The following is a 26,020-nucleotide window of genomic DNA, read 5'->3' as shown; positions in this document are numbered from 1 at the left end:
AAGCCGGAACAGAGGCGGAAACCGGATGCGAGGCGGAAACCGGATCCGAGGCAGAGGCCGGACCGGAAGCGGAGCCGGAGGCGGAAGCCGAACCGGAGGCGGCAGCCGGGCCGGAGCCTGCGGCCGGGCCGGAAGCCGGGGCGGGGCTCGGGTCGGAGGCCCGGTCGTGGGCGAGCGGGCTCATCGGTCGTCTCCTTGCGGCCCATCGGCGGGCCCGGTCGTGCCGGTCGTGCCGGTCGTGCCCGCCGGGGTCTCGGCGAGCACCCCCAGCAGGTCTTCGGCCAGCTCGGGCTTGAGCAGGCCGTGCGCGAGGGCCCGGTCGGCGGTCGTGCGGGCCATCGCCAGATAGCCGGCGACGGTGCCGGGCGCGTGCTTGCGCAGCTCGGCGACGTGGGCGGCGACCGTGCCGGCGTCACCGCGCGCGACGGGGCCGGTCAGGGCCGCGTCGCCGGACCGCAGGGCGTTGTCGAGGGCCGCGCCCAGAAGGGGCCCGAGCATCCGGTCGGGGGCGGCGACCCCGGCCTTGTGGAGCAGCTCCATCGACTGTGCCACCAGGGTGACCAGGTGGTTCGCACCGAGCGCGAGGGCCGCGTGATAGAGCGGGCGGGCCTCCTCGGCGATCCACTCGGGCTCGCCGCCCATCTCGATGACCAGGGCCTCGGCGGCGAGCCGCAGCTCCTCGGGCGCGGTCACCCCGAAGGAGCACCCGGCGAGCCGCTGCACGTCCACGGCGGTGCCGGTGAAGGTCATGGCGGGGTGCAGGGCGAGCGGCAGGGCGCCGGCCCGGCGCGCGGGGTCGAGGACCCCCGCCCCGTACCGCCCGGAGGTGTGCACGATCAGCTGGCCCGGCCGCACGGCCCCGGTGTCCGCGAGGCCCTCGACCAGGCCGGGCAGGGCGTCGTCCGGGACGGTGAGCAGGACCAGGTCGGCGAGGGCGAGGACGCGCGCGGGCTCCACGACCGGCACGTCCGGCAGGAGTTCGGCGGCGCGCCGCCGCGAGGCGTCGGAGACCGCCGAGACGGCGACGGGGCGGTGTCCCGCGAGCCGGAGGGAGGCGGCGAGGGCGGGGCCCACCCGGCCGGCGCCGACGACTCCGACGGCGAGCCGGGCGGGTCGGTCCTCGGCGCGGGGCTCCGGCGCTGCTGCTGCGTTCACGATGGGGACGGCCTTCCGTTCCAGTCCTCGGCGGGTACCGGACGATTTCTGGTCATGCTACGCCAGGGACACGGGCCCTTCCCTGGCTGTCCACAGGCTGTGGGCGGCGGTGTGATGATCGCCCCATGGAAACTGTGGAGCCTGTGGAAACCGGTGGGTCCGTGGATCCCGGCGACGAGGAGGCGGCCCGGCTGCGCCGGGCGGAGATCTGGGGCGGTGCCGCCCGGAAACTGTGGCACGCGCCCGTGGACGGCACGGTCGGGGAGCGGCTGCGCGAGCTGGCCGGGTGGGCGGAGGCCGCCGGGTACGGCGGGGCGGCGCCCGACGCGTACGGCGACGGCCCGGTCGAGACCCTGGAGCGGCGGGTCGCCGAGGAGCTGGGCCTGCCCGCCGCCGTCTTCTTCCCGACCGGCACCATGGCCCAGCAGGTGGCGCTGCGCTGCTGGGCCGGGCGCACCGGCGGCCCCGTCGTCGCCCTCCACCCGCTCGCCCACCCCGAGGTCCACGAGGCCGGGGCGCTCGGGACCGTCTCCGGGCTCCGCACCACGCACCCGACCGACGCGCCCCGGCTGCCGACGGCCGGGGAGGTGCGGGACCACCCGGAGCCGTTCGGGACGCTGATGCTGGAGCTGCCGCTGCGGGACGCCGGCTTCGCGCTGCCCACGTGGGAGGAGCTGACGGAGGTGGTGGAGGCGGCCCGGGAGCGGGACGCGGTCGTCCACTTCGACGGGGCCCGCCTGTGGGAGTGCCCGACGCACTTCGGCCGGGGGCTCGCGGAGATCGCGGGGCTCGCCGACAGCGTGTACGTGTCGTTCTACAAGTCCCTCGGCGGCCAGTCGGGGGCCGTGCTCGCCGGGCCCGAGGACGTCATGGAGGAGGCCGCGCTCTGGCGGCACCGGTACGGGGGCCGGGTCTTCCAGCAGTATCCGGCGGCGCTCTCCGCGCTGCGGGGCCTGGACGTCGAGCTGCCCCGGCTGCCCTCGTACGTGACGCACGCGCGCGTGGTGGCCGACGCGCTCCGGGAGGCGCTCGCGGAGGCGGGCACGGGCTGGTTCCGGGTCCACCCCGAGGTCCCGCACACCCACCAGTTCCAGGTGTGGCTGCCGTACTCCCCCGAGGTCCTGACGGCCGCGGCCCTCGCCCAGACCGAGGCCACCGGCACCGTCCTCTTCCGCCGCTGGTCCGCCCCGGGCCCGGGCGGCCCGCCGGGGACGGCCCGGACGGAGCTGACGGTGGCGGGGCCGGGCCTGGAGTGGACGGCGGAGGACGTACGGGCGGCGGTACGGGACTTCCTGTCCCGGCTGCCGGGAGTCGCCTCCGGGGGCTGACGGGCGCCCCGGTGCCTCAGCCGGCCGGGCGGCGGCACGGCACCGGGGCCGTACGGGACGGGGCCGTACGGGACCGAGCCGTACGGAACAGGCTCGCGCCGAACAGGCCCGCGCGGCGCAGCGCCCCCCGGAGGCCGCCCCGGGCCGGGCGCCCCGCGAGGACCCGCTCGAAGCGGCGCCGGTCGCGGACCGCCCGCAGGACCGCGAGGTCGTGGGTGCCGGGCGCGGGCGGCGGCGGTTCGCCGAGCCGGGCGGCGCGGTGGGCGTCGAAGAGGTACTGGTGCATCGCGTTCACGCCCCCACCGTGCGCCGCTCCCCGGCGCCCGGGCCCGCCGATTGACGACTCCCGTCAAACGGCGGGCCCGGGCGCCGGTTGACGGGAGTCGTCAATCGGCGTGACACGGACTCCGGTCCACCCCGCACCATGGCACGGTGAGCGTGACCATCGACATCACCGGACTGCCGCACGAGCGGATCTCCTTCTGCCCCTCGCCCCTGGGGGAACTGGGCGCCGTCCTGCACGCCCTGGCGGAGCCCGGGCACCACGCCCGGCTGCACGCCTGGACCACCGCCACGGCCGCCGCGCTGAAGCCGGAGCTCGCGGACCGGCTCCACCAGGCGGACTTCATGTGGCGCTTCAACCGCTCCGACATCCTGCTGCCCGCCCGCCCCCGCGAGACCCTCGCCGAGGAGCTGGACGACCTCGACCGCATGGACGACGAGAAGTACGTGGGCTCGGCCCTGGAGCTCTCCTGTTCCCGCCACTACGCGGACGGCGCCCCCTCGCCGCTCGTCGACGAGCGGATGCGCCGCCGGGCCCTCGACCTGGCCAACGCGCGCGGACCGCACCGGGCCGCCTTCGTGGAGCGGATGCTCGTGGACCCGCCCGGCACGCGCGCGTGGGTCCGGCGGCTCCTGGAGGACTGCGACGAGGCCTTCTTCGCCGACACCTGGCGCCGGGTCCGGGGCGGGCTCGCCGCCGACGCCCGTCACAAGACCGAGCTGATGCGCCGCAAGGGCCTGGCCGGAGCCGTGGCCGACGCCTCCTCCGCGATGACCCTGGAGGAGGACGAGCGGGGCGCCCGGATCGTCGTGGACAAGCTGGCCCTGGGCCGCACCAGCGCCGAGGGCACGGGCGTGACGTTTCTGCCGACCGCCTTCGGCCGGCCCCACCTCGTCGCGGTGCACGCGCCCGGCTGGCAGCCGGTGATCCAGTACCCCGTGCCCACCTCCGACCCGGCCGGGCCCGCCCCCGTGGAGGCGGTCAAGCTGCGCCTGGAGGCGGTCGCCCACCCCATGCGGATGCGGCTCTGCCGCAGCCTCGCCCGGGGCGCGTACACCACGGGCGAACTGGTCGACGCCCACGGCATCACCGCCCCCGAGGTCTCCCGCCACCTCTCGGTCATGAAGAAGGCCGGACTGCTCACCACCCGGCGCCGGGGCCGGTACGTGCTCCACCAGCTCGACGTGTCCGCCGTCGCCCGGCTCGGCAGCGACTTCCTGGAGAGCGTGCTCCGGTAGGGGAGCCCGCGGGACCGCCGCTATGCCGCCCCGCCCCCGCCACCCGCCCTGACCAGGCCCGACTCGTACGCGAGGACCACGACCTGGACCCGGTCGCGCAGGCCCAGCTTGGTCAGGATGCGGCCCACGTGCGTCTTCACCGTCGCCTCGGAGAGGACGAGCCGGGCGGCGATCTCGCCGTTCGACAGGCCCTGCGCGACCAGCAGCATCACCTCCCGCTCCCGGTCGGTCAGGCGCCCCAGCTCCTTGTGCTCGGGCTCCCGGCCCGTGGACGGCAGCATCGGCGAGAAGCGGTCGAGGAGGCGGCGGGTGGTCGAGGGCGCCACCACGGCGTCCCCGCTGTGCACCGAGCGGATCGCGCCGAGCAGCTCCGCCGGCGGCACGTCCTTCAGCATGAAGCCGCTCGCCCCCGCCTTCAGGCCGGAGAACGCGTACTCGTCGAGGTCGAAGGTGGTCAGGATCAGCACCTTCGGCGGGTCGGTCTGCGCGCAGATCCGCCGGGTCGCCTCCACCCCGTCCAGTCGCGGCATGCGCACGTCCATCAGGACGACGTCGACCGCCGTGGACCGCAGCACCTCCAGGGCCTCGGCGCCGTCGCCCGCCTCCGCCACGACCTCCATGTCCGGCTGGGCGGCCAGCACCATGCGGAAGCCGGTGCGCAGCAGCACCTGGTCGTCGACGAGCATCACGCGAATGGACATGGGAGCCGGTTCCTTAGGGGTCGTCCGGGGAGGGGCGTCGGTGGAGAGGGTCGTCTGTGAAGGGTCGTCCGTGGGCGGGCGTCAGTGGGCGGGCTTGAGGGGGAGCAGGGCGCTGATCCGGAAGCCTCCGCCCGGACGCGGGCCCGCGTCCAGGGTGCCGCCGACCATGCCGACCCGCTCCCGCATGCCGATCAGACCGTGGCCCCGCCCGTCGGCGCCCCCGTCCTCGTACATCTCCTGCGGCGCCCCCCGGCCGTCGTCCTCGACGAGCAGCCCGAGACCGTCGTCGAAGTAGACCAGGCGGACGCTGGCGCCCACGTCCGGCCCGCCGTGCTTGCGGGTGTTGGTGAGGGCCTCCTGCACGATCCGGTACGCGGTGAGCTCGACGCCGCTGGGCAGCGGCCGGGGGCTGCCCTCGATCGCGAAGTCGACGGCGAGGCCGGCGCCCCTGACCTGCTCGACGAGGTCCTCGATCTGGCCCACGTCGGGCTGCGGCACGTACTCCCCGGCCTCCTGGTGCTCCCCCGTGCGCAGGATGCCGAGGAGCCTGCGCATCTCGGCGAGCGCCTGCCGGCCGGTGGTGGAGATGGTCTCCAGGGCCTGCTTCGCGGTCTCCGGCGAGGAGTCCATGACGTAGGCGGCGCCGTCGGCCTGGACCACCATCACCGACACGTTGTGCGCGACGACGTCGTGCAGCTCGCGGGCGATCCTGGCCCGCTCGGCCGCGACCGCGACCTTGGCCTGGGCCTCGCGCTCCTGCTCCAGGCGGGAGGCCCGCTCCTCCAGCTGCGCGAAGTAGGCGCGGCGGGTGCGCAGGGAGTCGCCGAGGACCCAGGCCAGGGCGAACGGCACGGTCATGATCACCGTGAAGAAGACCCGGGCGGCGTCGGAGGACGGCTCCTCCACCGGCCATCTGAACTGGGAGAGCGTGGCGGCGCTCAGGCCGCCGGCGAGGGCGAGCCGGGACGCCCAGCGCGGTCCGTCGTGCACCGCGACCGTGTAGACGATCACGAACATGGCGAAGTCGGCCAGGAACGGCTCCAGGTCCAGGGCGAGCTGGGCCAGGCCGAGGGCGACGGTGAGCAGCAGCATCTTCTCGGGGACCCGCCTGCGCAGGGCCACGACCAGGGAGAAGAGGGCGGCGACGACGCCGTACGCGACGGGGTGCCGGACCGTCGGGTAGGTCGACCCCACCCACAGCAGGGAGAACCCGAGGAGGACGACGGCCCAGAAGGTGTCGACGCCCGTCGGGTGTCTGCGGAGGAAGTCGTAGAGGCGCTGCACGTCACCCAGCGTAGGGAAGAGGAGGGGCGCGGGGATCAACCGCGGGGGCGATCCTCGCCCCGGGGACCGTACTCCCCGAGGTGGAGACTGGGTTCCGTGACGGACGAGACATGGCGGTGGCGGGGGTGGCGGGAGGCCACGGAGCGGGCGCTGTACGGCCCGGGGGGCTTCTTTCTGCGCCCCGAGGGGCCGGCGGGGCACTTCCGCACCTCGGTGCACGCCTCCCCGCTCTTCGCGGGGGCCGTGGCCCGGCTCCTCGGCGAGGTCGCGGAGGAGCTGGGGACGGACCGGGTCGACCTGGTGGACGTGGGCGCGGGGCGCGGGGAGCTGGTCGCGGGGGTGCTCGCGGCGACCGCCGGGAGCGGCCTGACGGTACGGGCGTACGCGGTCGAGCGCGCCGGCCGCCCGGACGGGTTCGACCCCCGGGTGGAGTGGACGGACCGGCCGCCGCGCGGGGTGCGGGGGCTGCTCTTCGCGAACGAGTGGCTGGACAACGTGCCGGTGGACGTGGCCGAGGCGGACGCGACGGGCACGGCCCGGTACGTGGAGGTGCGCCCGGACGGGGCGGAGCGGCTCGGCGCGCCCGTCTCCGGCGCGGACGCGGAGTGGCTGGAGCGCTGGTGGCCGCTGCGGGAGCCCGGCGCGCGGGCCGAGATCGGGCGGCCCCGCGACGAGGCCTGGGCGGCGGCGGTGTCCTGCCTGGCGGCGGGCCGCGCGGTGGCCGTGGACTACGCGCACGTACGGGGTTCCCGGCCGCCCTTCGGCTCGCTGACCGGCTTCCGCGCGGGCCGCGAGGTCCCGCCGGTCCCGGACGGCTCCTGCGACCTGACGTCCCACGTGGCGCTCGACGCGTGCGCGGCCGCCTCCTCCTCCGGTGGGGTGGACACGGAACCGGTCACGCAGCGGGAGGCGCTGCGGCGGCTCGGGGTGACCGGGGACCGGCCGCCCCTCTCGCTCGCCTCCGCCGACCCCGCCGGGTACGTCAGGGCCCTCTCCTCGGCCGGTGAGGCCGCCGAACTGACCGCCCGGGGCGGCCTCGGGGACTTCCTCTGGCTGACCCGGCGGGTGCCCCCGGCGGAGGGACCGGCGGTTGCCCCGGCGGAGGGGCCGTAGGGGCGCGTCCCGCACGGGAGATACTGGCCGCATGACGGAGACGACGGTCGGAATCGGCGGCGCGGCGGAGAGCACCGACATGGTGTTGAACATCGGGCCGCAGCACCCCTCGACCCACGGCGTGCTCCGGCTCCGGCTCGTCCTCGACGGCGAGGTGATCCGGTCGGCCGAGCCGGTGGTCGGCTACATGCACCGGGGGGCCGAGAAGCTCTTCGAGGCACGGGACTACCGGCAGATCGTCATGCTGGCCAACCGCCACGACTGGCTGTCCGCCTTCTCCAGCGAGCTGGGCGTGGTGATGGCCGTCGAGCGGATGCTGGGCATGGAGGTCCCGGAGCGCGCGGTGTGGACCCGTACGCTCCTCGCCGAGCTGAACCGGGTCCTCAACCACCTCATGTTCCTCGGCTCGTACCCCCTCGAACTGGGCGGGATCACCCCCGTCTTCCACGCCTTCCGGGAGCGCGAGGAGCTCCAGGCGGTGATGGAGGAGGCGTCCGGCGGCCGGATGCACTACATGTTCAACCGGGTCGGCGGCCTCAAGGAGGACCTGCCGGCCGGGTGGACGGAACGGGTGCGGCGGGCCGTCGCGGACGTGCGGTCGCGGATGGACGTGTACGACCGGCTCGTCCTCGGCAACGAGATCTTCCGGGGCCGCACGCGCGGGATCGGGGTCCTGTCGCCGGAGGCGGTCCACGCGTACGGGGTGTCGGGGCCGATCGCCCGCGCCTCGGGCGTCGACTTCGACCTGCGCCGGGACGAGCCGTACCTCGCGTACGGGGAGCTGGCGGACGTCCTGCGGGTGGCGGTGCGGCGGGAGGGCGACTGCCTCGCCCGGTTCGAGTGCCTGCTGGAGCAGACGCACAACTCCCTGGACCTGGCGGACGCCTGCCTGGACCGGATGGAGGAGCTGCCGCCGGGGCCGGTCAACCAGCGGCTGCCGAAGGTCCTGAAGGCGCCGGAGGGCCACACGTACGCGTGGACCGAGAACCCGCTCGGCGTGAACGGCTACTACCTGGTGTCGAAGGGCGAGAAGACCCCGTACCGGCTGAAACTGCGCTCGGCCTCGTTCAACAACATCCAGGCCCTCGCCGAGCTGCTGCCGGGGACGCTGGTCGCCGACATGGTGGCGATCCTGGGCTCGCTCTTCTTCGTCGTCGGCGACATCGACAAGTAGGACCCGGCGGGGTCTAGTCCTCGCGGCGCATCACGGCGTACGCGCGGCCCGACGTGCCGGGCGTGCGCCGGTCGTACGCGCTCCAGCCCCAGCGTTCGTACCGCTTCGTCAGCTCCGGGACGTCGAGGGTCACCAGGAGCCGCGGTCCCGGGGCCAGGTCCGCGAGGATCGCGTCGTGGAGGGCGCGGCCGGTGCCGAGGCCCTGGTGGGCGGGGGCGACGACGAGTTCGGCGAGTTCGAAGGCGGGTTCGCGGCCGGTCAGGACGGTGTCGGTCCAGCCGGCCGTGAAGCCCCGCAGCTCGCCGTCGGGGCCGAACGCGGCGAGGGCCCGGAAGTCGGGCCGTCCGGCCGCCGAGCCGAGCAGCCGCTCCACGGTCCGTACGGCGCCGAGCGGCGGCTCGTGCCAGGGGGCGCCGCAGAAGGCCTGGGCGCACAGGGCGAGCAGTTCGTCCCGGCGCCGGGCGACCTCACCGGCGGGGAGGTCGGCGAGGCGGTGCGTCACGAGTTCACGGCCCCGCGCAGCTCCGCCACGTCGAGCTGTTCCGTCTCGTCGTGCGCGGTCAGGTCGATGACCTGGCCGACCGCACGCGGCGGCGCGGGGGTGCCGGTGGCGGGTCCGGCGACCGGGGCGGGGGCGGGGGCGGCGAGCGCGGCCCCGGCGGCCAGGACCTCCTCGCCCACGACGTCGGCGAGGTCCGTGTTCTGCACGGCCTCGATGGCGTCCGCCGTCTTCTGCGTGCCGAAGAAGTCGAAGCCGCCCTCGGGGCGCGGGGCGGGCCTGCGGGAGGCGTACGGGACGATCGCGGCGGCGACCGGGACGGGGGCGGCGGCGGGCGGGAGCGCGAGGGCGGCCGGCCGGGCGTGCTGCTCGGTCCCGGTGGCCGCCGCGTGCTTCCCCTGCGGCTCCTCCGTCTCCCGGGCACGCTCGGCGAGGTCGCGGGCACGGGCCGCCTCGGCGGTGCGGCGGGCCTGCTGGGCGGCGGCGTTGCGCGGGAGGTCGCGCAGGGCCAGGGCGGCGCGGCGGAAGGCCTCCGGGGTGAGCGCGGAGCCGGCGGCCGGGAGGGCCCCGGCGTCGCCGCCGGCGCTCTCCAGGGCGAGGACGCGGCGGCCCTCCAGGGCGCTGGCCCGCTCGGTCTCGGCGGTGGCGTAGCGGCGGAGCAGGTCGGCGTGCTCGCCGCGCAGCCCGGCGAGCTCCACGCGCTTGGCGCGCAGCTTGGCGTCGAGCCGGGCGCGCAGGGCGCGGGACTCGTCGAGGTCGGACTCCAGTTCGGCGACCCGCTCCTCGGCCTTCCACTGGTCGGCGGCGCGCGCCCGCTCGCTCTCGGCGACGCGCAGTCCGGCGCCCCGGTCCCAACTGCGCATGAGGACCGCGCCGGTGACGGCCGCGGCCGCCGCGGCGGCGGCCAACAGCCGTACGACCACCAGGTCTCCGGGCAGCCAGGCGGCCGCGGCGCACACGACCGCGGCGCCGGCGACCGCGGAGGGCGGCAGCAGCTTGTGCAGAGGCGGGGAATGGCGGTGGCGTCCACGTGGCATGGCCTGAAATTTACCGTGCGTAGACGCCGTGTGGGGGGTCGGCCCGGCAATCTCTTGGCCACTTCTCGCCACCGGAAGCGGATATCGACCGTTCCGGTTCCGTTTCGCGCCGACTCCCCCCGTCCGGCGCCTACTTCTTGAGCAGCCCCTTCGTCGTCAGATACTCCTTGGCGACGTCCTCCGGCTTCGCCCGCTCGGCATCCACCTTGCGGTTGAGTTCGGCGAGATCCGCCGTGGTGAGCACCTTGGTGATCTTGTCGAGGGCGGCGGCCACCTCGGGAGAGCCGGCGTCCTTCGCGTTGACCACGGGCAGCACGTTGTCGGCGTTCTGGAGCTTCTTGTCGTCGGTGAGGAAGACGAGGCCGTAGTTCTCGATCGTGGCGTCCGTGGTGGTCGTCAGGACCAGCTGGTCCACCCCGTCCTTCACGGCCTGCTTGGCCTGCGGGGTGCCGACGCCCTTGGGGTCGATCCCGGCCACGTCGATCCCGTACGTCTTCTTCAGACCGGGGGCGCAGAAGGGGCGCACCGCGCATTCGTCACCGGCGGCGATCTTCACCTTGATCTTGGCGGCGCCGAGATCGGAAAGCGTCTTCAGCTTGTTCTTCCCGGCGAATTCCCTCGACACCGCGAAGGCGTTCTGGTCGACCGCCTCTCCGACCGCGAGCACCTTCAGACCGCGCGGCTCGGCGAGCTTCCGCAGCGCCTCGACCGTGGCCGCGGCGTCACCGGAGGCGACCGGCTTCTCCTCGGGCGCCTTCGGCCCGTTCGCCTTCGCGTTGAGGAATTCCGCGATCGTCGCCGCGTATTCCGGGACGACGTCGATCTCGCCGTTCTCCAGCGAGGGCTCGTACAGCTCGCGATTCTTCACGGTGGTGATCGAGACGGAGTATCCGGCGTCCCGCAGCGACTGGGCGTACAGCTCGGCGAGGACCTTGGCCTCGGTGAAGGCCGCCGCGCCGACCACCAGCGATCCCTTGGCCCCGTCGCCGGAACCTCCGGGACCTTCCTTCTTGCCCTCCTCCAGGCTGTCACCGCCGCACGCCGCGAGGGCGGCGGTCAGCGCCGCCGTGCCCAGCAGCGCGCCCGCGATACGCGAGACCCTGTTCACGAGATCACCCATCCCAGTCAGCTTCATCAGGTCGTCCGGTCCTTCGGTGCGCGCGTGCGCCCCGGCCCCGACAGGAGCCGGTCGGCGCCCACGAGCGCGCCCTCCACGAGGAGGGCGAGCAGGGCCACGAGCACGGCGCCCGCCACCACCTGCCCCGTGTCGTACGTGGCGAACCCGGTCGTGATGATCCGGCCGAGGCCGCCCTGGCCCACCATCGCCGCGATCGTGGCCGTGGCGACCACCTGGACGGCGGCCGAGCGGACGCCGGTCATCACCACCGGCCGGGCCAGCGGCAGTTCGACCCGGAGGAAGACCTGTCCGCCCGTCATCCCCATGCCCCGGGCGGCCCGCACCGCGGACCGGTCCACCTCCCGCACCCCCACGTACGCGTTGGTGAGGAGCGGGGGTACCGCGAACAGCACCAGGGCCACCACGGTCGGCACGTATCCGGCGTTCCGCAGGGGCGACACCATGAACAGGGCGAGGACCGCGAAGACGGGCACCGCCCGGCCCACGTTCGACACGTTCACCGCGAGCGCGCCGCCCCGGCCCAGATGGCCCAGCCACAGGCCGAGCGGCAGCGCGAGCGCCGAGGCGATCAGGAGCGCGAGCCCGCTCACGTACACGTGCTCGGCGAGCCGCTGCCCCACGCCGCCGTCGCCCGTCCAGTGCGCGCCGGTGGTGAGCCAGCCCCAGGCGTCCGTCACGACCCCCACCTCACCCACCCCCCGGCGCGGTCCGTATGCGGGCCCAGGGCGTCAGGAGCCGCTGGAAGCCCAGGAGCAGCAGGTCGGCGACGAGGGCGAGCAGCACGCACAGCACCGAGGCGGCGAGCACCTGCGCCTTGAAGAAGCTGGGCAGGGCGTCCTCGATCAGATTGCCGAGGCCGCCGCGCCCGACGACCGAGCCGATCGTCGTCAGCGCGATCGTGGACACCGTCGCCATCCGCACGCCGGCCATCAGGACCGGCAGCGCCAGGGGGAGTTCGACCGCCCACAGCAGCCGCAGCGAGCCGTACCCCATGCCCCGGGCCGCCTCCCGCGTCTCGGCCGGGACCGCGGCGAGCCCCGCCAGCGTGTTCCGCACGAGGATCGTCAGGGCGTACAGCACGAGGCCGGTCACCACGAGCGCCGCCGAGAGCCCGAAGAACGGCAGGAGCAGCGAGAACATCGCGAGCGACGGAATCGTGTAGAGCAGGGTCGTCAGTCCGAGGACCGGCCCGGCGAACCGGGGCCTGGCCCGCACGAGCAGCGCCAGCGGCACCGCGACGACGAGCGCGATCAGCACCGAGGCGACCGTGATTCCCACATGCTGGAGCAGCGCGTCCGTCAGCTCCTCGCGGCGCGTGCGCAGGTACTCCCCGCAGATCCAGTCGTTCGCGACCAGACAGTTCGGCGTGCTCATCGTTCCTCCCCCCGGGCTCCCCACCCACCCGAACGCATGTGTGGACGACCCTAACCCCCGGCACCGACAATCCCCGGGATCCGCCACAATGCGGCAACACGCCCTTCACACACCCCCGCCGTCCAGGGGCCAGAATGGGGACCCATGATCCGGTTCGAGCACGTGACCAAGCGGTACGACGACGGCACCACCGCCGTGGACGACCTCTCCTTCGAGGTCGCCGAGGGCGAACTCGTCACTCTGGTCGGCCCGTCCGGCTGCGGCAAGACGACCACGATGATGATGGTGAACCGGCTCGTCGAACCGACCTCGGGCCGCGTCCTCGTCGACGGACAGGACATCGCGGGCGTCGACCCGGTCGCCCTGCGCCGCAAGATCGGCTACGTCATCCAGCAGGTCGGGCTCTTCCCCCACCGCACCGTCCTCGACAACACGGCGACCGTCCCCGCCCTCCTCGGCTGGAAGAAGTCGGCCGCACGCGCGCGTGCCGCCGAACTCCTCGACCTCGTCGGCCTCGACCCGGCCACCTACGGCCCCCGCTACCCCGCCCAGCTCTCCGGCGGCCAGCGCCAGCGCGTCGGCGTCGCCCGCGCCCTCGCCGCCGATCCGCCCGTCCTCCTCATGGACGAGCCCTTCGGCGCCGTCGACCCGGTGGTCCGCGAACGCCTCCAGAACGAGTTCCTCGCCCTCCAGGCCACCGTCCGCAAGACCGTCCTCCTCGTCACCCACGACATCGAGGAGGCCGTCCGCATGGGCGACCGCATGGCCGTCTACGGACAGGGCCGCATCGAACAGTTCGACACCCCCGCCACCGTCCTCGGCGCCCCCGCCACCCCGTACGTCGCGGACTTCGTCGGCAGCGACCGCGGCCTCAAGCGGCTCGCCGTCACCCCCGTCGGCGAGGCCGACCTCGACCCCGTGCCGGCCGGGGGCCCCGGGGACGGCGACCCCGCCCCCGTACCCCTCGGCACGTCCCTCAAGGAGGCGCTCGCCGTGCTCCTCCAGCACGACGCCGGCCGCCTCACCGTCACCGACGCCGACGGCACCCCCCTCGGCGTCCTCACCCCGGCCGGCGTCCACCGCGCCCTGCGCCGGGCCTCGGCCGCGTGACCACCGGCCCCCGCGAGGAACCCGCCCCGGCCGCGTGACCCCCGTGCCCCCGTGACCCCCGCGGCCCCCGCGGCCCGCGGGAGGCTCAGTTCGCGCTGAGCTTCCCGCCCATCCACACGAGCCCCGGCGGAATCTCCCGGTTCCACGTGTTGAAGTTGTGGCCGCCGCTCTCCAGGACGATCGACGAGACGCTCGCCGGGCTCTTCACCTTCCGGATGAACTCCCGCGTCCCCCTCAGGTTGCCCTCGCCCTTCTTCGACGTCGTCACCAGGAACGACGACCTCCCCTGCGGCAGGTGGTCCAGGCTCCACAGCAGGTCCGCCCGCTTGCGCAGCCGGTCGTCCCCCTGGAAGAGGTCACCGGTCGTCACGTCCTCCGCCGCCTTGTAGTACGCCGAGAAGCCCGCCCCCGCCGCGAACCGGTCCGGGTGGTGCAGCGCGATCTTCAGCGCGCAGTACGCCCCCGTCGAGTTCCCCATGAAGCCCCAGTTCCGGGACTCCGTCCCCACCCGGTACGCCTCCGAGACCGCCTTCGGCAGGTCCTCCGCGAAGAAGGTCTCCGTCTGCGGGCCCCCCGGGATGTCCACGCACTCGGTGTCCCGGGGCGGCGCCACCGTCGGACGCAGCATCACCAGGACCATCGGCTGCATCTGCCCCCTCTTCGCCTGGAGGTACGCCGTCTTCGGGTACTTCAACCCCTTGATCAGGTTCTCCGCCGTCCCCGGATACCCCGTGAGCACCACCGCGGCCGGGAACGTCCGCTTCGCGTACCGCGCCTGGAAGTACTCCGGCGGCAGGTACACGTAGGCCGGCGAGGCGATCCTCGACCGCTCCCCCGCCACCACGACCTTCTGGATCTGCCCGCCGACCTCCGGGCGCCCGCCGCCCGGCACGTCGAGCGCCTGCGTCCCCACCACCCGTACGTCCTTCGAACCGGCCGCGTGGTCGACGACCACCCCCATGTCCTGCTCCTGCCCGAACAGGTCGGCCCACGAGCCGTAGAAGAGGAACGACCGGTTCGCCGCGAGCCCCACCGCCGCGAACAGCGTCACCTGGGTCACGAGCAGCAGCCCCACCCGGCCCACGACCGACCGCCACCCGCCGCGCGCGAGCCTCGGCCACAGCAGGACCGTGGCCAGGAACAGCGCCACGGCCACCGCGACCGCCAGCACGAGAACTTTGGTACTGGTGAGACCCATGAGTCGACCGAGCCTTCTTTCCGAGAATTTCCTGTGAACCGATGAACCCGGCCCCGCACACCGCCGTCATAGAGGGCGCACCAGCCGGAACGGCCCGCCGAACGCGCCGCGGGGCCCGACCGGAGTCAAAGACCCTGCGCAGGACCACGGGAAGTACGGGAAGCCATGTCTGTCACGGTAGATGGGGACAAAAGAGGATTGGTTCCGGTTCGGGTACGCCGGATTCTCCACGGCCCCCGCCCCGAGAAGGTCCCCTCGCTCGTCGGCACCGCCTGCACCCTCATCGGCCTCCTCGACATCGCCGCCGGGGTCTTCCCCCGCTTCCGCGCCAGCCGCGTCCACGCCGTCGCCGAAGTCCTCCCCGGCACCCTCGGCCCCCTCTCCGCCGCCCTCTCCCTGAGCGCCGGAGTCCTCCTGCTGCTCCTCGCCCACGGCCTCAAGCGCCACAAGCGCCGCGCCTGGCGCGCCGCCGTCGTCCTCCTCCCCCTCGGCGCCGCCGCCCAGTTCGTCTGGCGCCACTCGGTCCTCGGCGCCCTCCTCTCCCTCGCCCTCCTCGCCCTCCTGCTCCGCCACCGCGGCGAGTTCGCCGCCCTCCCCGACCCCCGCAGCCGCTGGCGCGCCCTCGCGAACTTCGTCGTCATGGGCGCCGGCTCCCTCGCCCTCGGCCTCGTCGTCGTCAGCGCCCACCCGCGCCGCACCGTCGGCAGCCCCAGCCTCACCGACCGCCTCGAACACGTCCTGTACGGGCTCTTCGGCGTCGAAGGCCCCGTCGCCTACACCCACGGCGTCGACTGGACCGTCGGCTACTCCCTCGGCGCCCTCGGCATGCTCACCGCCCTCACCACCATCTACCTGGCCTTCCGCCCCGAGCACCCCGCCGCCCGCCTCACCGACGACGACGAGGCCCGGCTGCGCGCCCTCCTCGACCAGCACGGCGGCCGCGACTCCCTCGGCCACTTCGCCCTCCGCCGCGACAAGGGCGTCATCTTCTCCCCCAGCGGCAAGGCCGCCGTCTGCTACCGCGTCGTCTCCGGCGTCATGCTCGCCAGCGGCGATCCCATCGGCGACGTCGAGGCCTGGCCCGGCGCCATCGAACGCTTCATGGACGAGGCCAAGAGCCACTCCTGGACCCCCGCCGTCATGGGCTGCTCCGAGACCGGCGGCCAGGTCTGGACCCGCGAGACCGGCCTCGACGCCCTCGAACTCGGCGACGAGGCGATCGTCGACGTCGCGGACTTCTCCCTCTCCGGCCGGGCCATGCGCAACGTCCGCCAGATGGTCAAGCGCATCGAACGCAACGGCTACACCACCCGGGTCCGCCGCGTCCGCGACCTCGACGACGCCGAACTCGCACGCGTCCGCCGCGCCGCCGCCGACTGGCGCGGCACCGACACCGAACGCGGCTTCTCCATGGCGCTCGGCCGCATCGGCGCCCCCGGCGACGGAGACGCGGTGATAGCGACCGCCCACAAGCGGGGCGACGACGACCCGGACTCCCCCTACGGCGACCTCAAGGCGATCATCCACTTCGTCCCCTGGGGCCCCGACGGCATGTCCCTCGAACTCATGCGCCGCGACCGCACCGCCGACCCCGGCATGAACGAGCTCCTCATCGTCGCCGCCCTCCAGGCCTCCCCCGGCCTCGGCATCGCCCGCGTCTCCCTCAACTTCGCCATGTTCCGCGCCGCCCTCGCCCGCGGCGAGAAGATCGGCGCCGGACCCGTCCTCCGCCTCTGGCGCGGACTCCTCGTCTTCCTGTCCCGCTGGTTCCAGATCGAGTCCCTCTACAAGTTCAACGCCAAGTTCCGGCCCCGCTGGGAACCCCGCTTCGTCGTCTACCGCACCAGCCGCGACCTCCCCCGCATCGGCTTCGCCGCCATGCAGGCCGAAGGCTTCGTGAACCTCTCCCTCCCCCGCCCCCTCACCCGCCGCCGCCCCGCCCCGGCCCCCCGCCCCTGCGCCCACCTCACCCCGGCCGCCCCCGCCGAACACGGGGCTCGCGCCGCCTGACCCCGCCCCGAGCCCCAGGGGCTGTCCGACCCTGATCCACCGAACAGCCCCTACGCTGGTCCCATGAGTACGACGATCGGCCGGGGCACGGCCCGGGGCCTGCCGGAGTGGGACCGCTGCGCGGTCATGGGCGTGGTCAACGTCACCCCCGACTCCTTCTCCGACGGCGGCCGCTGGTTCGACACCACCGCCGCCGTCAAACACGGCCTCCACCTCGTCGCCGAAGGCGCCGACCTCGTCGACGTCGGCGGCGAGTCCACCCGCCCCGGAGCCACCCGCGTCGACGAGGAGGAGGAACTCCGCCGCGTCGTCCCCGTCGTCCGCGGCCTCGCCGCCGAAGGCGTCACCGTCTCCGTCGACACCATGCGCGCCACCGTCGCCGCCCGAGCCGTCGACGCCGGCGCCGTCCTCGTCAACGACGTCAGCGGCGGCCTCGCCGACCCCGCCATGGTCCCCGCCGTCGCCGCCGCCGAAGTCCCCTTCGTCGTCATGCACTGGCGCGGCTTCAGCGACACCATGAACAGCCTCGCCGTGTACGACGACGTGGTCACCGAGGTCCTCACCGAACTCCGCACCCGCCTGGAGGCCGTCGTCGACGGCGGCGTCGACCCCGAGCGCATCGTCGTCGACCCCGGCCTCGGCTTCGCCAAGCTCGCCCCCCACGACCTCGCCCTCGTCGCCCGCCTCCCCGAGCTCCACGCCCTCGGCCGCCCCCTCCTCGTCGCCGCCTCCCGCAAACGCTTCCTCGGCCGCGTCCTCGCCCACGAGGGCGCCGCCCCGCCCCCCGCCCGCGAACGCGACGCCGCCACCGCCGCCGTCTCCGCCCTCGCCGCCCACGCGGGCGCGTGGGCCGTCCGCGTCCACGAGATCCGCGCCACCGCCGACGCCGTCCGGGTCGCCCGCGCGATCGAAGGAGCCAGGTGACCCCCGCCACCGACGAGGCGGCCGTCGAAGCCGCCAACACCGCCTTCTACGAGGCCATGGAGACCGGCGACTTCGACACCGTCTCCGGCCTCTGGCTCGCCGACGACGACACCCCCGTCACCTGCGTCCACCCCGGCTGGCCCGTCCTCACCGGACGCGGCGAGGTCCTCCGCTCGTACGCCCTGATCATGGCGAACACCGAGTACATCCAGTTCTTCCTCACCGACCTCCACGTCTCCCTGGCCGGCGACACCGCCCTCGTCACCTGCACCGAGAACATCCTCAGCGGCGGCCCCGCCGAGGACGGCGCCGAACTCGGACCCCTCGTCGGACAGCTCGTCGTCGCCACCAACGTGTTCCGCCGCACACCCGACGGCTGGCGCCTCTGGTCCCACCACGCCTCCCCCGTCCTCGCCGAGACCGAGGACGCCGACCCCGGCGAACCCCCTCTCGACGACGCCCCGGACGGCCCCGAACCAACCCTCTGACCTGTGGTTCCTCCCACCCCCGGACCCCCGCGGGCATGCCCTGTCGGTCCTCGCGGGTAGATTCGACGCTGGACACCCGGCCGTCCGCACCCGGCTGCGTGGCCACCCGAACTACGACAGCAGGAGTGATTCGCGTGGATCGTGTCGCGCTGCGCGGCCTCAAGGCCCGGGGCCACCACGGCGTCTTCCCCAAGGAGCGCGAAGAGGGACAGACCTTCATCGTGGACCTGACCCTCGGCCTGGACACCCGCCCCGCCGCCGCCGAGGACGACCTCACGAAGACCGTCCACTACGGGATCGTCGCCGAGGAGGTCGTCGACGTCGTCCAGGGCGAGCCCGTCGACCTCATCGAGACCCTCGCCGAACGCATCGCCCAGCAGTGCCTCAGCCACGCCGGGGTACAGGAGGTGGAGGTCGTCGTCCACAAGCCGGACGCGCCCATCACCGTGCCCTTCGACGACGTCACCGTCACGATCACCCGGAGCCGACGATGAAAGCGACGCAGAGCGACCCCACCGTCCAGCCCGTACCCGCCTCCGTCGTCGAGACCGTCGACGCGGCCGACACCACCCTCTCCAACCCCCGCTGGGCCGTCCTCGCCCTCGGCGCCAACCTCGGCAACCGCCTGGAGACCCTCCAGGGCGCCGTCGACGCCCTCGCCGACACCCCCGGCCTCCGGGTCAAGGCCGTCTCCCCCGTCTACGAGACCGAACCGTGGGGCGTCGACCCCGGCAGCCAGCCCGCGTACTTCAACGCCGTCGCCCTCGTGAAGACGACCCTGCCGCCCTCCTCCCTCCTGGAGCGGGCCCACGCCGTCGAGGAGGCCTTCCACCGTGTCCGCGAGGAGCGCTGGGGCCCCCGCACCATCGACGTCGACATCGTCGCGTACGCGGACGTGGTCTCCGACGACCCCGTCCTCACCCTGCCCCACCCCCGCGCCCACCAGCGCGCCTTCGTCCTCGCCCCCTGGCACGACGTGGACCCCGAGGCCCAGCTCCCCGGCCACGGCCCGGTCGCCGACCTCCTCGCCTCGGCGGGGGACGAGGGCGTCACCCTCCGTACCGACCTGGAACTCCGTCTGCCCGAGTAGTCGTTAGGCTCGTGGCAGACGGCCCGCGACCACACGAAGGACACCCGGTGAAACAACTGCGGCTGAAGGTGCTCGCCGGACTGTTCCTGACGGCCGGCGTCCTCTCCTGGGGCGGCGCCCGCCTCTGGGACGCGGTCGGCTCCCTGCCGAGCGTGCCGGTCGCCGCGCCCGTCGTCCTCGCCGTGATCGCCGTCGTCCTCACCGCGACCGCCCTCTCGATCCGCGCCCGCCTCAGGGCCCAGCGGGAGCGCCGCCCCGGCGCCAAGGGCGTCGAGCCCCTGATGGCGGCCCGCGCGGTGGTCTTCGGCCAGGCGAGCGCCCTGGTCGCCGCCCTCGTCGCCGGCATGTACGGCGGCACGGGCGTCTTCCTCCTCGGCTCCCTCGACGTCCCGGCCCGCCGCGACCAGGCCCTCTACGCGGCCCTCGCGGTCCTGGCGGGCCTGGCCGTCATCGCCGCCGCCTTCTTCCTGGAGCGCGTCTGCAAGCTCCCGGAAGACGACGAGGACGGCCCGGCGGCCGTACGCTGACGGAGCCCCCGTTCCTCAGACGCGCAGCTCGGGCGGAAACCCGGTCCACCGCAACTCGGCCGGAAGGTGCCCGGTGTCGTTGAAGAGCAGGACGGACGGGGGCCGGCCGGGCGCGTACCGGATCACGGTCAGCGCGGCATGGGCGTGGTTGAGCCCCATCCAGCGCCACTCCGGGGCGTCGAGGGCGGCCCGGACCAGCCAGCCGATGAGGAAGGCGTGGGTCACCACGAGCTCATGACGCGGCTCGCCCCCGGCGACGGGCCCCGTGAACAGCCCGAGAGCCTCCCGCGCCAGACCGGGCCCCCGCTCACGCTCCTCCGCCGGAACCCGCTCCAGATGCCCGAGCATGGCGTCGGCCATCTCCGCCGGAAGCTCCTCACGCGACGGCACGTAAGGGACGTAGTCCCCGGCGGACGCGGAACACCGCAGGGGCACCCCGTCGAGCTGCTCCCCGACCAGCCGCGCCGTCTCCGCCGCCCGCGCGAGCGGCCCGTGATGCACGGCAGCGAGCGGAACCCCCCGCAACCGCTCCCCGAGCAACCCGGCCTGCCGCCGCCCGTCCTCCGACAGCCCACTCTCGTCCGCCGTCGCCTCCCCGTGCCGCGCGAGGTACAGATAACGAGCGGCTTGCACCGACATGGGCGGGTCCTCCGTCAGGCGTCATGATCTTCCGAACGCCTGAACGGACGCCGACGTGCACTACACGGTTCCGCGCACGAGGTGCCCGTTCAGGGGGAAAGTGGGGTGCGGGGCGAGGCGGTAGCTGTAGAAGGTGAAGGGCTTGGCACCGAGGGGGGACGGGGACGGACCTCGTGGACGTTGATCCAGGAGGACTCGGGCGGGTCGAGGGGGTGCTCTTCGGGGGTGAAGGTGTTGCGGTCGGCCCAGCGGTCCGATACGCAGAGCCGGGAGGCATCCCCGTGCCTAGGAGTGAACTGTGCTCCGATGATGGGCGCGATCTCGGACAGGAAGGCAGTATTGGAACTCGCCACCACACGCCCATTCCAGTGCTTGATGCGGTGGCCGTCACCCTCGATGTACCCGTCCAGAAACCCCTGGAAGGCGTCGATGTCCCCGAGGACCACCCGCGGGAACCGCTGCCGCATGTGGTGGGCGTCCCCGCCCACGTAGTGCCGCAGCGCGTCGGAGAGGTACGAGGAGACCACCCGTACACGGAAACCCGGCAGATCCCGCTTCAGGTAGCCAGACGGCCGGGACACCGCCTCCAGACGGGCGGGCAGTCCCGTACAGACTGTCAGCGCCTTCGCGTACCGGGCGGCGAAATGCTCCTCGTTCACGACCAGCGACACGTAGTTCTTGCCGACTGTTCCGTCCGCGCACGTGGCCCCGACGAAGTACCCGAACTCGTACCCCGGCTTGATCATCAGCCGCTCCCGGCACAGCTTCCGCGCGTGCGTCCAGGCGACCGTCCTCCCCGCCGCGTCGGCCGCGTGCACCCAGCCCTCCGGTGTGAGCAGCAACAGGTCCGGACTGGCGGTGAAGGTCATGTGGTCCGTCACCACGTCGACGGCGGTGCGTGCCTTCACCGCCGTCACGTCCACGACCGTGGTCCGGACCGTCCGGTCACCGTCCAGCGTCCACATCGTGCTGCCCGGAGTCACGTTCTTGGCCCGGACGCAACCGTCCACCAGGTTCACCAGCATCTTGCTGGTGGGCCCGTACCCCATACCGATCCCCCTCGACCAGCGATCAACTCCACTGATCGGGACGGTAGGGACCTGTACGGGCGGTCCGCTACGAGCGAGCCAGTATCAGGGACATGGCCTCGGCGCGTGTAGTAGCGTCGCGAAGTTGACCACGAACAGCCGAGGTCGTCGTCTTGGCGCCCGGCTTACGGATGCCCCGCATCGACATGCACATGTGCTCCGCCTCGATGACGACAATCGCACCCCGGGCATCGAGGATTCGCATAAGGGAATCAGCGATCTGCGTCGTCAGGCGCTCCTGAACCTGAGGCCGACGCGCGAACACGTCCACAAGACGAGCAAGCTTGGACAAGCCTGTGATCTTTCCGGACTCGGCCGGGATGTAGCCCACGTGGGCTACACCATGGAATGCCAAGAGATGATGTTCGCAGTTGCTAACGAACTCGATGTCCTTCACCAGGACCATCTCGTCGTGCCCCAGGTCGAACGTCGTCGTCAGTACGTCCTCGGGCTTCTGCCACAGGCCCGCGAAAAGCTCCCTGTACGCCCGCGCCACCCGCGCCGGCGTTTCCTTCAGGCCCTCGCGGTCCGGGTCCTCGCCGACCGCGATGAGGAGCTCTCGTACGGCGTTCTCGGCGCGCTTCTCGTCGAAGTCGCCGATCCTGCCCTCGCCGTCCAGCGTCACCGGGTCGGTCATCTTTGCCTCGTTCCGTCTCGCTGTGTGCACGCATGGCCGCGCCCCCACAGGCTAAAACCTGTGGGGGCGCGGGATTCATTCCGGGTCCGTCAGTCCTCCGGGGACGGGGGGTCCACCGGGGCGATGTCGATGCCCTTGGTGGTGTCGACCTGGGTGGTCGAGCCGTTCGCGCTGTTCGTCAGGGCCAGCTCCTTGGGGGAGAGGACCGGCGGGCGCGTGGAGGGGGTGCGGCGGGAGGAGCCGGTCCACGCCGGGCGGGCCGGGCGCTTCACGATGGGGGTGAAGATCTCGGCGATCTCCTCCTTGCCCAGGGTCTCCTTCTCCAGGAGGGCGAGGACCAGGTTGTCGAGGACGTCGCGGTTCTCGACGAGGATCTCCCAGGCCTCGTTGTGGGCGGTCTCGATGAGCTTCTTGACCTCTTCGTCGACCAGCGCCGCGACCTCTTCCGAGTAGTCGCGCTGGTGCGCCATCTCGCGCCCGAGGAAGGGCTCGGTGTTGTCACCGCCGAACTTGATGGCGCCGAGACGCTCGGTCATGCCGTACTGGGTGACCATCGCGCGGGCCGTGGCGGTGGCCTTCTCGATGTCGTTCGCGGCGCCGGTGGTCGGGTCGTGGAAGACCAGTTCCTCGGCGGCGCGTCCGCCCAGCATGTAGGCGAGCTGGTCGAGCATCTCGTTGCGGGTGGTCGAGTACTTGTCCTCTTCCGGCAGGACCATCGTGTAGCCCAGGGCGCGGCCGCGGGACAGGATGGTGATCTTGTGCACGGGGTCGGAGTTCGGCGAGGCCGCCGCGACCAGGGCGTGGCCGCCCTCGTGGTACGCGGTGATCTTCTTCTCCTTGTCCGACATGATCCGGGTCCGCTTCTGCGGTCCCGCGACCACGCGGTCGATCGCCTCGTCCAGCGCCTTGTTGTCGATCAGCTTCTGGTCGCTGCGGGCGGTGAGGAGCGCCGCCTCGTTGAGGACGTTGGAGAGGTCCGCGCCGGTGAAGCCGGGGGTGCGTCGGGCGACGGCGCCGAGGTCGACGTCCGGGGCGACCGGCTTGCCCTTCTGGTGGACCTTGAGGATCTCCAGGCGGCCCTGCATGTCCGGGCGGTCGACGGCGATCTGCCGGTCGAAGCGGCCGGGGCGCAGCAGCGCCGGGTCGAGGATGTCGGGGCGGTTCGTGGCGGCGATCAGGATGACGCCGCCCTTGACGTCGAAGCCGTCCATCTCGACGAGGAGCTGGTTGAGGGTCTGCTCGCGCTCGTCGTGGCCGCCGCCGAGGCCGGCGCCGCGGTGGCGTCCGACGGCGTCGATCTCGTCGACGAAGACGATGGCCGGTGCGTTGGCCTTGGCCTGTTCGAAGAGGTCGCGGACCCGGGAGGCGCCGACGCCGACGAACATCTCGACGAAGTCGGAGCCGGAGATCGAGTAGAACGGGACCCCGGCCTCGCCGGCGACGGCGCGCGCGAGGAGCGTCTTGCCGGTTCCGGGCGGGCCGTAGAGCAGGACGCCCTTGGGGATCTTGGCGCCGACGGCCTGGAACTTGGCGGGCTCCTGGAGGAATTCCTTGATCTCGTGGAGTTCCTCGACGGCCTCGTCCGAGCCGGCGACGTCGGCGAAGGTGGTCTTCGGGGTGTCCTTGGTGATGAGCTTCGCCTTGGACTTGCCGAACTGCATGACGCGGGAGCCGCCGCCCTGCATCTGGTTCATCAGGAAGAGGAAGACGACCACGATGAGGACGAAGGGCAGGAGGGAGAGCAGGATCGAGACGAAGGGCGACTGCTTCGTCGGGGAGACGGTGTAGCCCTTCTCGATCTGTCCGGCCTCGAACTTGTCCTGGAGCTTGTCGGCGAGGGCGACGCCCTGGCTGCCGATGTAGCTGGCCTGGATCTTGTCGCTCTTGTCGATCTTCTGGCCGTCGACGAGCTCGATCTTGATGAGCTGCTCGTCACCGGTGGTGATCTTTGCCTGCTTGACCTGGTTCTTGTCGATCGCCTGGACGACCTTGCCGGTGTCCACCGTCTTGTAGCCCTCGGACGAGCCGACGACCTGCATCAGCACGACCACGGCGAGGACGGCCAGCACGATCCACATGACCGGCCCACGGAAGTATCGCTTCACGTCCATCCATACGGAGCGACAGCGCTCCGTCCCTCCTGCCCGTAGGAAAATGCTGCTGTGAGTACTGCGGTGTGAAAAAGCTGTTCTTCGGACGGTACCTCAGCATCGTCGCCCGCGACCGCCTTCCCGTGGTTCAACGGGGGGAAGGCGGTGCGGGTTCCCCGTACGGCCGGGGATTCAGCCGCCGTAGACGTGCGGGGCGAGCGTGCCGACGAAGGGGAGGTTCCGGTACTTCTCGGCGTAGTCGAGGCCGTAGCCGACGACGAACTCGTTGGGGATGTCGAAGCCGATCCACTTGACGTCGATGGCGACCTTGGCGGCCTCGGGCTTGCGCAGGAGGGTGCACACCTCCAGGGAGGCGGGCTCGCGCGAGCCGAGGTTCGACAGGAGCCAGGACAGGGTCAGGCCGGAGTCGATGATGTCCTCGACGATCAGGACGTGCTTGCCCTTGATGTCGGTGTCGAGGTCCTTGAGGATGCGGACGACGCCGGAGGACTGGGTGCCGGCGCCGTAGGAGGAGACGGCCATCCAGTCCATGGTGACGGGGGTGGACAGGGCGCGAGCCAGATCCGCCATCACCATCACGGCGCCCTTGAGGACGCCGACGATGAGCAGGTCCTTGCCCGCGTATTCCGCGTCGATCTTCGCGGCCAGCTCTGCCAGCTTGGCGTCGATCTCTTCCTTGGTGATGAGCACCGACTGGAGGTCGGTGCCCATGTCCTTCTCGTTCACCCGGGTCACTTTCGTTGCAGCGTGCGTCAGCCTTGCCGGATGACCAGTCTGCCACCCTGCCGACGGGCTTCGACGCGGCCGGGCAGGTTGATGGCTCCCTGGCCGCGCCAGCCGGTGACGAGGCGGTCGACCTCCTCGATGTGGCGGGCGAAGAGGGATCCGGCGGGGGCGCCCTCGGCGATGACGGCGCGGCGCAGGACGCGGCGGCGCACGGCGGGGGGCAGTCCGAAGAGTTTGGCGCATTCCAGGGCGCCAGCCTCGTCGCGTACGGCGGTCTCGGCGTCGGCGGCCCAGGTGTCGAGGGCGTCGGCGTCGTCGCGGGAGAGCCGGGCCGTGCGGGCGAGGGCTTCGACGACGCCCTTGCCGAGGGCCTTCTCCAGGGCGGGGAGGCCTTCGTGGCGGAGTCGGGAGCGGGTGTAGGCGGGGTCGCTGTTGTGGGGGTCGTCCCAGACGGCGAGTTCCTGTGCGACGCAGGCCTTGCGGACGGTCTGGCGGTCGAGCTGGAGGAAGGGGCGCCGGTAGCGGCGGGTGGCGCCGGAGACGGCGGCCATGCCGGAGAGGGAGCGGATCCCGGAGCCGCGGGCGAGGCCGAGGAGGACGGTCTCGGCCTGGTCGTCGCGGGTGTGGCCGAGGAGGATCGCGGCGGCGCCGTGGCGTTCGGCGGCGGCGTCGAGGGCGGCGTAGCGCGCGTCGCGGGCGGCTGCCTCGGGGCCTCCTTCGCGTCCGACGGTGACGGTGACGGCCTCGGAGGGGGTGAGGCCGAGGGCGGTCATGCGTTCGACGACCTCGGCGGCCCGGGTGTCGGAGCCGTCCTGGAGGCCGTGGTCGACGGAGATGCCGCCGGCGCGCACGGGGAGCTTGCGGGCCTCGAAGGCGAGGGCGGAGGCGAGCGCCATGGAGTCGGCGCCTCCGGAGCAGGCGACGAGCACGAGGGGGGCGTGCGGGTCGGGTGCGGTGGAGGTGGGGGTGTTCCGGTGCTCTGCCCGGTGTTCGGTGAGGACGTCGTGGAGTACGCGGCGGACCGCCAGGCGTATCGCCGCGACCGCAGGATGGGGACCCATGTCCGGTGCCCTTCGTGATGGGGTGGGGTGCCTCGGTCGGAGTCTTAACGGTCGGAAGGGGGGGTTCGGTCACTCAGAGTGCGTCGA

General features: G+C 73.0%; 27 protein-coding genes. 11 read left to right on the top strand and 16 right to left on the bottom strand.

Annotated features, from left to right (window positions below):
- Positions 1-180 precede the first annotated feature (180 nt).
- Positions 181-1,155 (bottom strand): Rossmann-like and DUF2520 domain-containing protein, encoded by a 975-nt coding sequence (locus ACFY7E_RS11400; RefSeq protein ID WP_389483259.1) that lies wholly within the window; start codon positions 1,153-1,155, stop codon positions 181-183.
- A 125-nt stretch (positions 1,156-1,280) separates the two neighbouring features.
- Here ACFY7E_RS11400 and ACFY7E_RS11395 point away from each other — a divergent pair, with 125 nt between their 5' ends.
- Entirely contained in the window at positions 1,281-2,483 is a 1,203-nt protein-coding gene (locus ACFY7E_RS11395) for a threonine aldolase family protein (protein ID WP_389483257.1), read from the top strand.
- Positions 2,484-2,499: 16 nt separating this feature from the next.
- Here ACFY7E_RS11395 and ACFY7E_RS11390 read toward each other — a convergent pair whose 3' ends face one another.
- Positions 2,500-2,778 carry a hypothetical protein gene (locus tag ACFY7E_RS11390; RefSeq protein ID WP_389483255.1) on the bottom strand — a complete coding sequence of 93 codons (279 nt, stop codon included), beginning with the start codon at positions 2,776-2,778 and terminating at the stop codon, positions 2,500-2,502.
- 143 nt (positions 2,779-2,921) lie between these two features.
- On the opposite strand from ACFY7E_RS11390, the gene ACFY7E_RS11385 reads away from it, so the two are divergent.
- Positions 2,922-4,004, top strand: coding sequence for a DUF5937 family protein (locus ACFY7E_RS11385; protein ID WP_389483386.1), 1,083 nt, complete (start codon positions 2,922-2,924; stop codon positions 4,002-4,004).
- A 20-nt stretch (positions 4,005-4,024) separates the two neighbouring features.
- Here the strand turns inward: ACFY7E_RS11385 and ACFY7E_RS11380 are convergent, their stop codons facing one another.
- Both ACFY7E_RS11380 and ACFY7E_RS11375 read right to left on the bottom strand, forming a co-directional pair.
- Positions 4,025-4,705, bottom strand: coding sequence for a response regulator (locus ACFY7E_RS11380; RefSeq protein WP_389483253.1), 681 nt, complete (start codon positions 4,703-4,705; stop codon positions 4,025-4,027).
- Positions 4,706-4,786: 81 nt separating this feature from the next.
- Positions 4,787-5,989 (bottom strand): sensor histidine kinase, encoded by a 1,203-nt coding sequence (locus ACFY7E_RS11375; protein WP_389483250.1) that lies wholly within the window; start codon positions 5,987-5,989, stop codon positions 4,787-4,789.
- 96 nt (positions 5,990-6,085) lie between these two features.
- Between ACFY7E_RS11375 and ACFY7E_RS11370 the strand changes: the two genes are divergently transcribed.
- Together ACFY7E_RS11370 and ACFY7E_RS11365 are read left to right on the top strand one after the other, a co-directional pair.
- Positions 6,086-7,102, top strand: a complete 1,017-nt coding sequence (locus ACFY7E_RS11370) for an SAM-dependent methyltransferase (protein ID WP_389483247.1) — start codon at positions 6,086-6,088, stop codon at positions 7,100-7,102.
- 31 nt (positions 7,103-7,133) lie between these two features.
- The gene (locus ACFY7E_RS11365; protein WP_389483244.1) at positions 7,134-8,276 is read left to right on the top strand and encodes an NADH-quinone oxidoreductase subunit D; all 1,143 of its coding nucleotides are present in this window, start codon (positions 7,134-7,136) and stop codon (positions 8,274-8,276) included.
- A 13-nt stretch (positions 8,277-8,289) separates the two neighbouring features.
- Here the strand turns inward: ACFY7E_RS11365 and ACFY7E_RS11360 are convergent, their stop codons facing one another.
- The 5 genes from ACFY7E_RS11360 to ACFY7E_RS11340 form a co-directional block, all read right to left on the bottom strand.
- A complete protein-coding gene (locus tag ACFY7E_RS11360; protein WP_389483241.1) occupies positions 8,290-8,778 on the bottom strand; it encodes a GNAT family N-acetyltransferase in 489 nt (162 codons plus the stop codon).
- Positions 8,775-9,812, bottom strand: a complete 1,038-nt coding sequence (locus tag ACFY7E_RS11355) for a hypothetical protein (protein ID WP_389483239.1) — start codon at positions 9,810-9,812, stop codon at positions 8,775-8,777. Before ACFY7E_RS11355 ends, ACFY7E_RS11360 begins: the two co-directional genes overlap by 4 nt.
- A gap of 130 nt (positions 9,813-9,942) precedes the next feature.
- The gene (locus ACFY7E_RS11350) at positions 9,943-10,932 is read right to left on the bottom strand and encodes an ABC transporter substrate-binding protein (protein ID WP_389483236.1); all 990 of its coding nucleotides are present in this window, start codon (positions 10,930-10,932) and stop codon (positions 9,943-9,945) included.
- 14 nt (positions 10,933-10,946) lie between these two features.
- Positions 10,947-11,636, bottom strand: coding sequence for an ABC transporter permease (locus ACFY7E_RS11345; protein WP_389483234.1), 690 nt, complete (start codon positions 11,634-11,636; stop codon positions 10,947-10,949).
- Position 11,637: 1 nt separating this feature from the next.
- Positions 11,638-12,324 carry an ABC transporter permease gene (locus ACFY7E_RS11340; RefSeq protein WP_389483231.1) on the bottom strand — a complete coding sequence of 229 codons (687 nt, stop codon included), beginning with the start codon at positions 12,322-12,324 and terminating at the stop codon, positions 11,638-11,640.
- Positions 12,325-12,468: 144 nt separating this feature from the next.
- Between ACFY7E_RS11340 and ACFY7E_RS11335 the strand changes: the two genes are divergently transcribed.
- Complete coding sequence (locus ACFY7E_RS11335) at positions 12,469-13,434, top strand: ABC transporter ATP-binding protein (RefSeq protein WP_389483229.1); 966 nt, start codon at positions 12,469-12,471, stop codon at positions 13,432-13,434.
- 85 nt (positions 13,435-13,519) lie between these two features.
- On the opposite strand, the gene ACFY7E_RS11330 is transcribed toward ACFY7E_RS11335, so the two are convergent.
- Positions 13,520-14,632, bottom strand: a complete 1,113-nt coding sequence (locus ACFY7E_RS11330; protein ID WP_389483226.1) for an alpha/beta hydrolase — start codon at positions 14,630-14,632, stop codon at positions 13,520-13,522.
- A gap of 165 nt (positions 14,633-14,797) precedes the next feature.
- Between ACFY7E_RS11330 and ACFY7E_RS11325 the strand changes: the two genes are divergently transcribed.
- The 6 genes from ACFY7E_RS11325 to ACFY7E_RS11300 all read left to right on the top strand — a co-directional run bounded on the left by ACFY7E_RS11325 (position 14,798) and on the right by ACFY7E_RS11300 (position 19,671).
- Positions 14,798-16,642 carry a phosphatidylglycerol lysyltransferase domain-containing protein gene (locus ACFY7E_RS11325; RefSeq protein ID WP_389483223.1) on the top strand — a complete coding sequence of 615 codons (1,845 nt, stop codon included), beginning with the start codon at positions 14,798-14,800 and terminating at the stop codon, positions 16,640-16,642.
- A 63-nt stretch (positions 16,643-16,705) separates the two neighbouring features.
- Positions 16,706-17,566 carry a dihydropteroate synthase gene (gene folP / locus ACFY7E_RS11320; protein WP_389483221.1) on the top strand — a complete coding sequence of 287 codons (861 nt, stop codon included), beginning with the start codon at positions 16,706-16,708 and terminating at the stop codon, positions 17,564-17,566.
- Positions 17,567-17,622: 56 nt separating this feature from the next.
- Entirely contained in the window at positions 17,623-18,054 is a 432-nt protein-coding gene (locus ACFY7E_RS11315) for a nuclear transport factor 2 family protein (RefSeq protein WP_389483384.1), read from the top strand.
- A 134-nt stretch (positions 18,055-18,188) separates the two neighbouring features.
- A complete protein-coding gene (gene folB, locus ACFY7E_RS11310) occupies positions 18,189-18,548 on the top strand; it encodes a dihydroneopterin aldolase (RefSeq protein WP_383438180.1) in 360 nt (119 codons plus the stop codon).
- The gene (folK, locus tag ACFY7E_RS11305; RefSeq protein WP_389483218.1) at positions 18,545-19,144 is read left to right on the top strand and encodes a 2-amino-4-hydroxy-6-hydroxymethyldihydropteridine diphosphokinase; all 600 of its coding nucleotides are present in this window, start codon (positions 18,545-18,547) and stop codon (positions 19,142-19,144) included. Before folB ends, folK begins: the two co-directional genes overlap by 4 nt.
- Before the next feature lie 47 nt (positions 19,145-19,191).
- Positions 19,192-19,671, top strand: coding sequence for a DUF3180 domain-containing protein (locus ACFY7E_RS11300; RefSeq protein ID WP_389483215.1), 480 nt, complete (start codon positions 19,192-19,194; stop codon positions 19,669-19,671).
- 15 nt (positions 19,672-19,686) lie between these two features.
- On the opposite strand, the gene ACFY7E_RS11295 is transcribed toward ACFY7E_RS11300, so the two are convergent.
- The 6 genes from ACFY7E_RS11295 to tilS form a co-directional block, all read right to left on the bottom strand.
- Positions 19,687-20,310: a histidine phosphatase family protein gene (locus ACFY7E_RS11295; RefSeq protein ID WP_389483213.1), complete on the bottom strand. Its 624-nt coding sequence runs from the start codon at positions 20,308-20,310 to the stop codon at positions 19,687-19,689.
- 89 nt (positions 20,311-20,399) lie between these two features.
- Positions 20,400-21,359, bottom strand: a complete 960-nt coding sequence (locus ACFY7E_RS11290; RefSeq protein WP_389483210.1) for a hypothetical protein — start codon at positions 21,357-21,359, stop codon at positions 20,400-20,402.
- A 67-nt stretch (positions 21,360-21,426) separates the two neighbouring features.
- Positions 21,427-22,035 carry a GTP cyclohydrolase I FolE gene (gene folE / locus ACFY7E_RS11285; RefSeq protein WP_389483208.1) on the bottom strand — a complete coding sequence of 203 codons (609 nt, stop codon included), beginning with the start codon at positions 22,033-22,035 and terminating at the stop codon, positions 21,427-21,429.
- 89 nt (positions 22,036-22,124) lie between these two features.
- Complete coding sequence (gene ftsH, locus ACFY7E_RS11280; protein WP_383438194.1) at positions 22,125-24,146, bottom strand: ATP-dependent zinc metalloprotease FtsH; 2,022 nt, start codon at positions 24,144-24,146, stop codon at positions 22,125-22,127.
- A 171-nt stretch (positions 24,147-24,317) separates the two neighbouring features.
- Positions 24,318-24,857, bottom strand: a complete 540-nt coding sequence (gene hpt, locus ACFY7E_RS11275; protein WP_030219931.1) for a hypoxanthine phosphoribosyltransferase — start codon at positions 24,855-24,857, stop codon at positions 24,318-24,320.
- Between the two features lie 41 nt (positions 24,858-24,898).
- On the bottom strand, positions 24,899-25,933 hold the full coding sequence (gene tilS, locus ACFY7E_RS11270; RefSeq protein WP_389483205.1) for a tRNA lysidine(34) synthetase TilS: 1,035 nt from the start codon (positions 25,931-25,933) through the stop codon (positions 24,899-24,901).
- Between the last annotated feature and the right edge of the window lie 87 nt (positions 25,934-26,020).

The organism is Streptomyces sp. NPDC012825 (assembly GCF_042900925.1).
Taxonomy (GTDB): Bacteria; Actinomycetota; Actinomycetes; order Streptomycetales; family Streptomycetaceae; genus Streptomyces.
This window is presented reverse-complemented; position numbering and strand designations above follow the sequence as displayed.

Excerpts from the sequence above, each read along its gene's own strand:
- ACFY7E_RS11395 (WP_389483257.1), top strand. The coding sequence starts at position 1,281 with ATGGAAACTGTGGAGCCTGTGGAAACCGGTGGGTCCGTGGATCCCGGC.
- ACFY7E_RS11380 (WP_389483253.1), bottom strand. The coding sequence starts at position 4,705 with ATGTCCATTCGCGTGATGCTCGTCGACGACCAGGTGCTGCTGCGCACC.
- ACFY7E_RS11365 (WP_389483244.1), top strand. The coding sequence starts at position 7,134 with ATGACGGAGACGACGGTCGGAATCGGCGGCGCGGCGGAGAGCACCGAC.
- ACFY7E_RS11355 (WP_389483239.1), bottom strand. The coding sequence starts at position 9,812 with ATGCCACGTGGACGCCACCGCCATTCCCCGCCTCTGCACAAGCTGCTG.
- ACFY7E_RS11350 (WP_389483236.1), bottom strand. The coding sequence starts at position 10,932 with ATGGGTGATCTCGTGAACAGGGTCTCGCGTATCGCGGGCGCGCTGCTG.
- ACFY7E_RS11340 (WP_389483231.1), bottom strand. The coding sequence starts at position 12,324 with ATGAGCACGCCGAACTGTCTGGTCGCGAACGACTGGATCTGCGGGGAG.
- ACFY7E_RS11335 (WP_389483229.1), top strand. The coding sequence starts at position 12,469 with ATGATCCGGTTCGAGCACGTGACCAAGCGGTACGACGACGGCACCACC.
- ACFY7E_RS11330 (WP_389483226.1), bottom strand. The coding sequence starts at position 14,632 with ATGGGTCTCACCAGTACCAAAGTTCTCGTGCTGGCGGTCGCGGTGGCC.
- ACFY7E_RS11325 (WP_389483223.1), top strand. The coding sequence starts at position 14,798 with ATGTCTGTCACGGTAGATGGGGACAAAAGAGGATTGGTTCCGGTTCGG.
- folP (WP_389483221.1), top strand. The coding sequence starts at position 16,706 with ATGAGTACGACGATCGGCCGGGGCACGGCCCGGGGCCTGCCGGAGTGG.
- ACFY7E_RS11315 (WP_389483384.1), top strand. The coding sequence starts at position 17,623 with ATGGAGACCGGCGACTTCGACACCGTCTCCGGCCTCTGGCTCGCCGAC.
- folK (WP_389483218.1), top strand. The coding sequence starts at position 18,545 with ATGAAAGCGACGCAGAGCGACCCCACCGTCCAGCCCGTACCCGCCTCC.
- ACFY7E_RS11295 (WP_389483213.1), bottom strand. The coding sequence starts at position 20,310 with ATGTCGGTGCAAGCCGCTCGTTATCTGTACCTCGCGCGGCACGGGGAG.
- ACFY7E_RS11290 (WP_389483210.1), bottom strand. The coding sequence starts at position 21,359 with ATGGGGTACGGGCCCACCAGCAAGATGCTGGTGAACCTGGTGGACGGT.
- folE (WP_389483208.1), bottom strand. The coding sequence starts at position 22,035 with ATGACCGACCCGGTGACGCTGGACGGCGAGGGCAGGATCGGCGACTTC.
- ftsH (WP_383438194.1), bottom strand. The coding sequence starts at position 24,146 with ATGGACGTGAAGCGATACTTCCGTGGGCCGGTCATGTGGATCGTGCTG.
- hpt (WP_030219931.1), bottom strand. The coding sequence starts at position 24,857 with ATGGGCACCGACCTCCAGTCGGTGCTCATCACCAAGGAAGAGATCGAC.
- tilS (WP_389483205.1), bottom strand. The coding sequence starts at position 25,933 with ATGGGTCCCCATCCTGCGGTCGCGGCGATACGCCTGGCGGTCCGCCGC.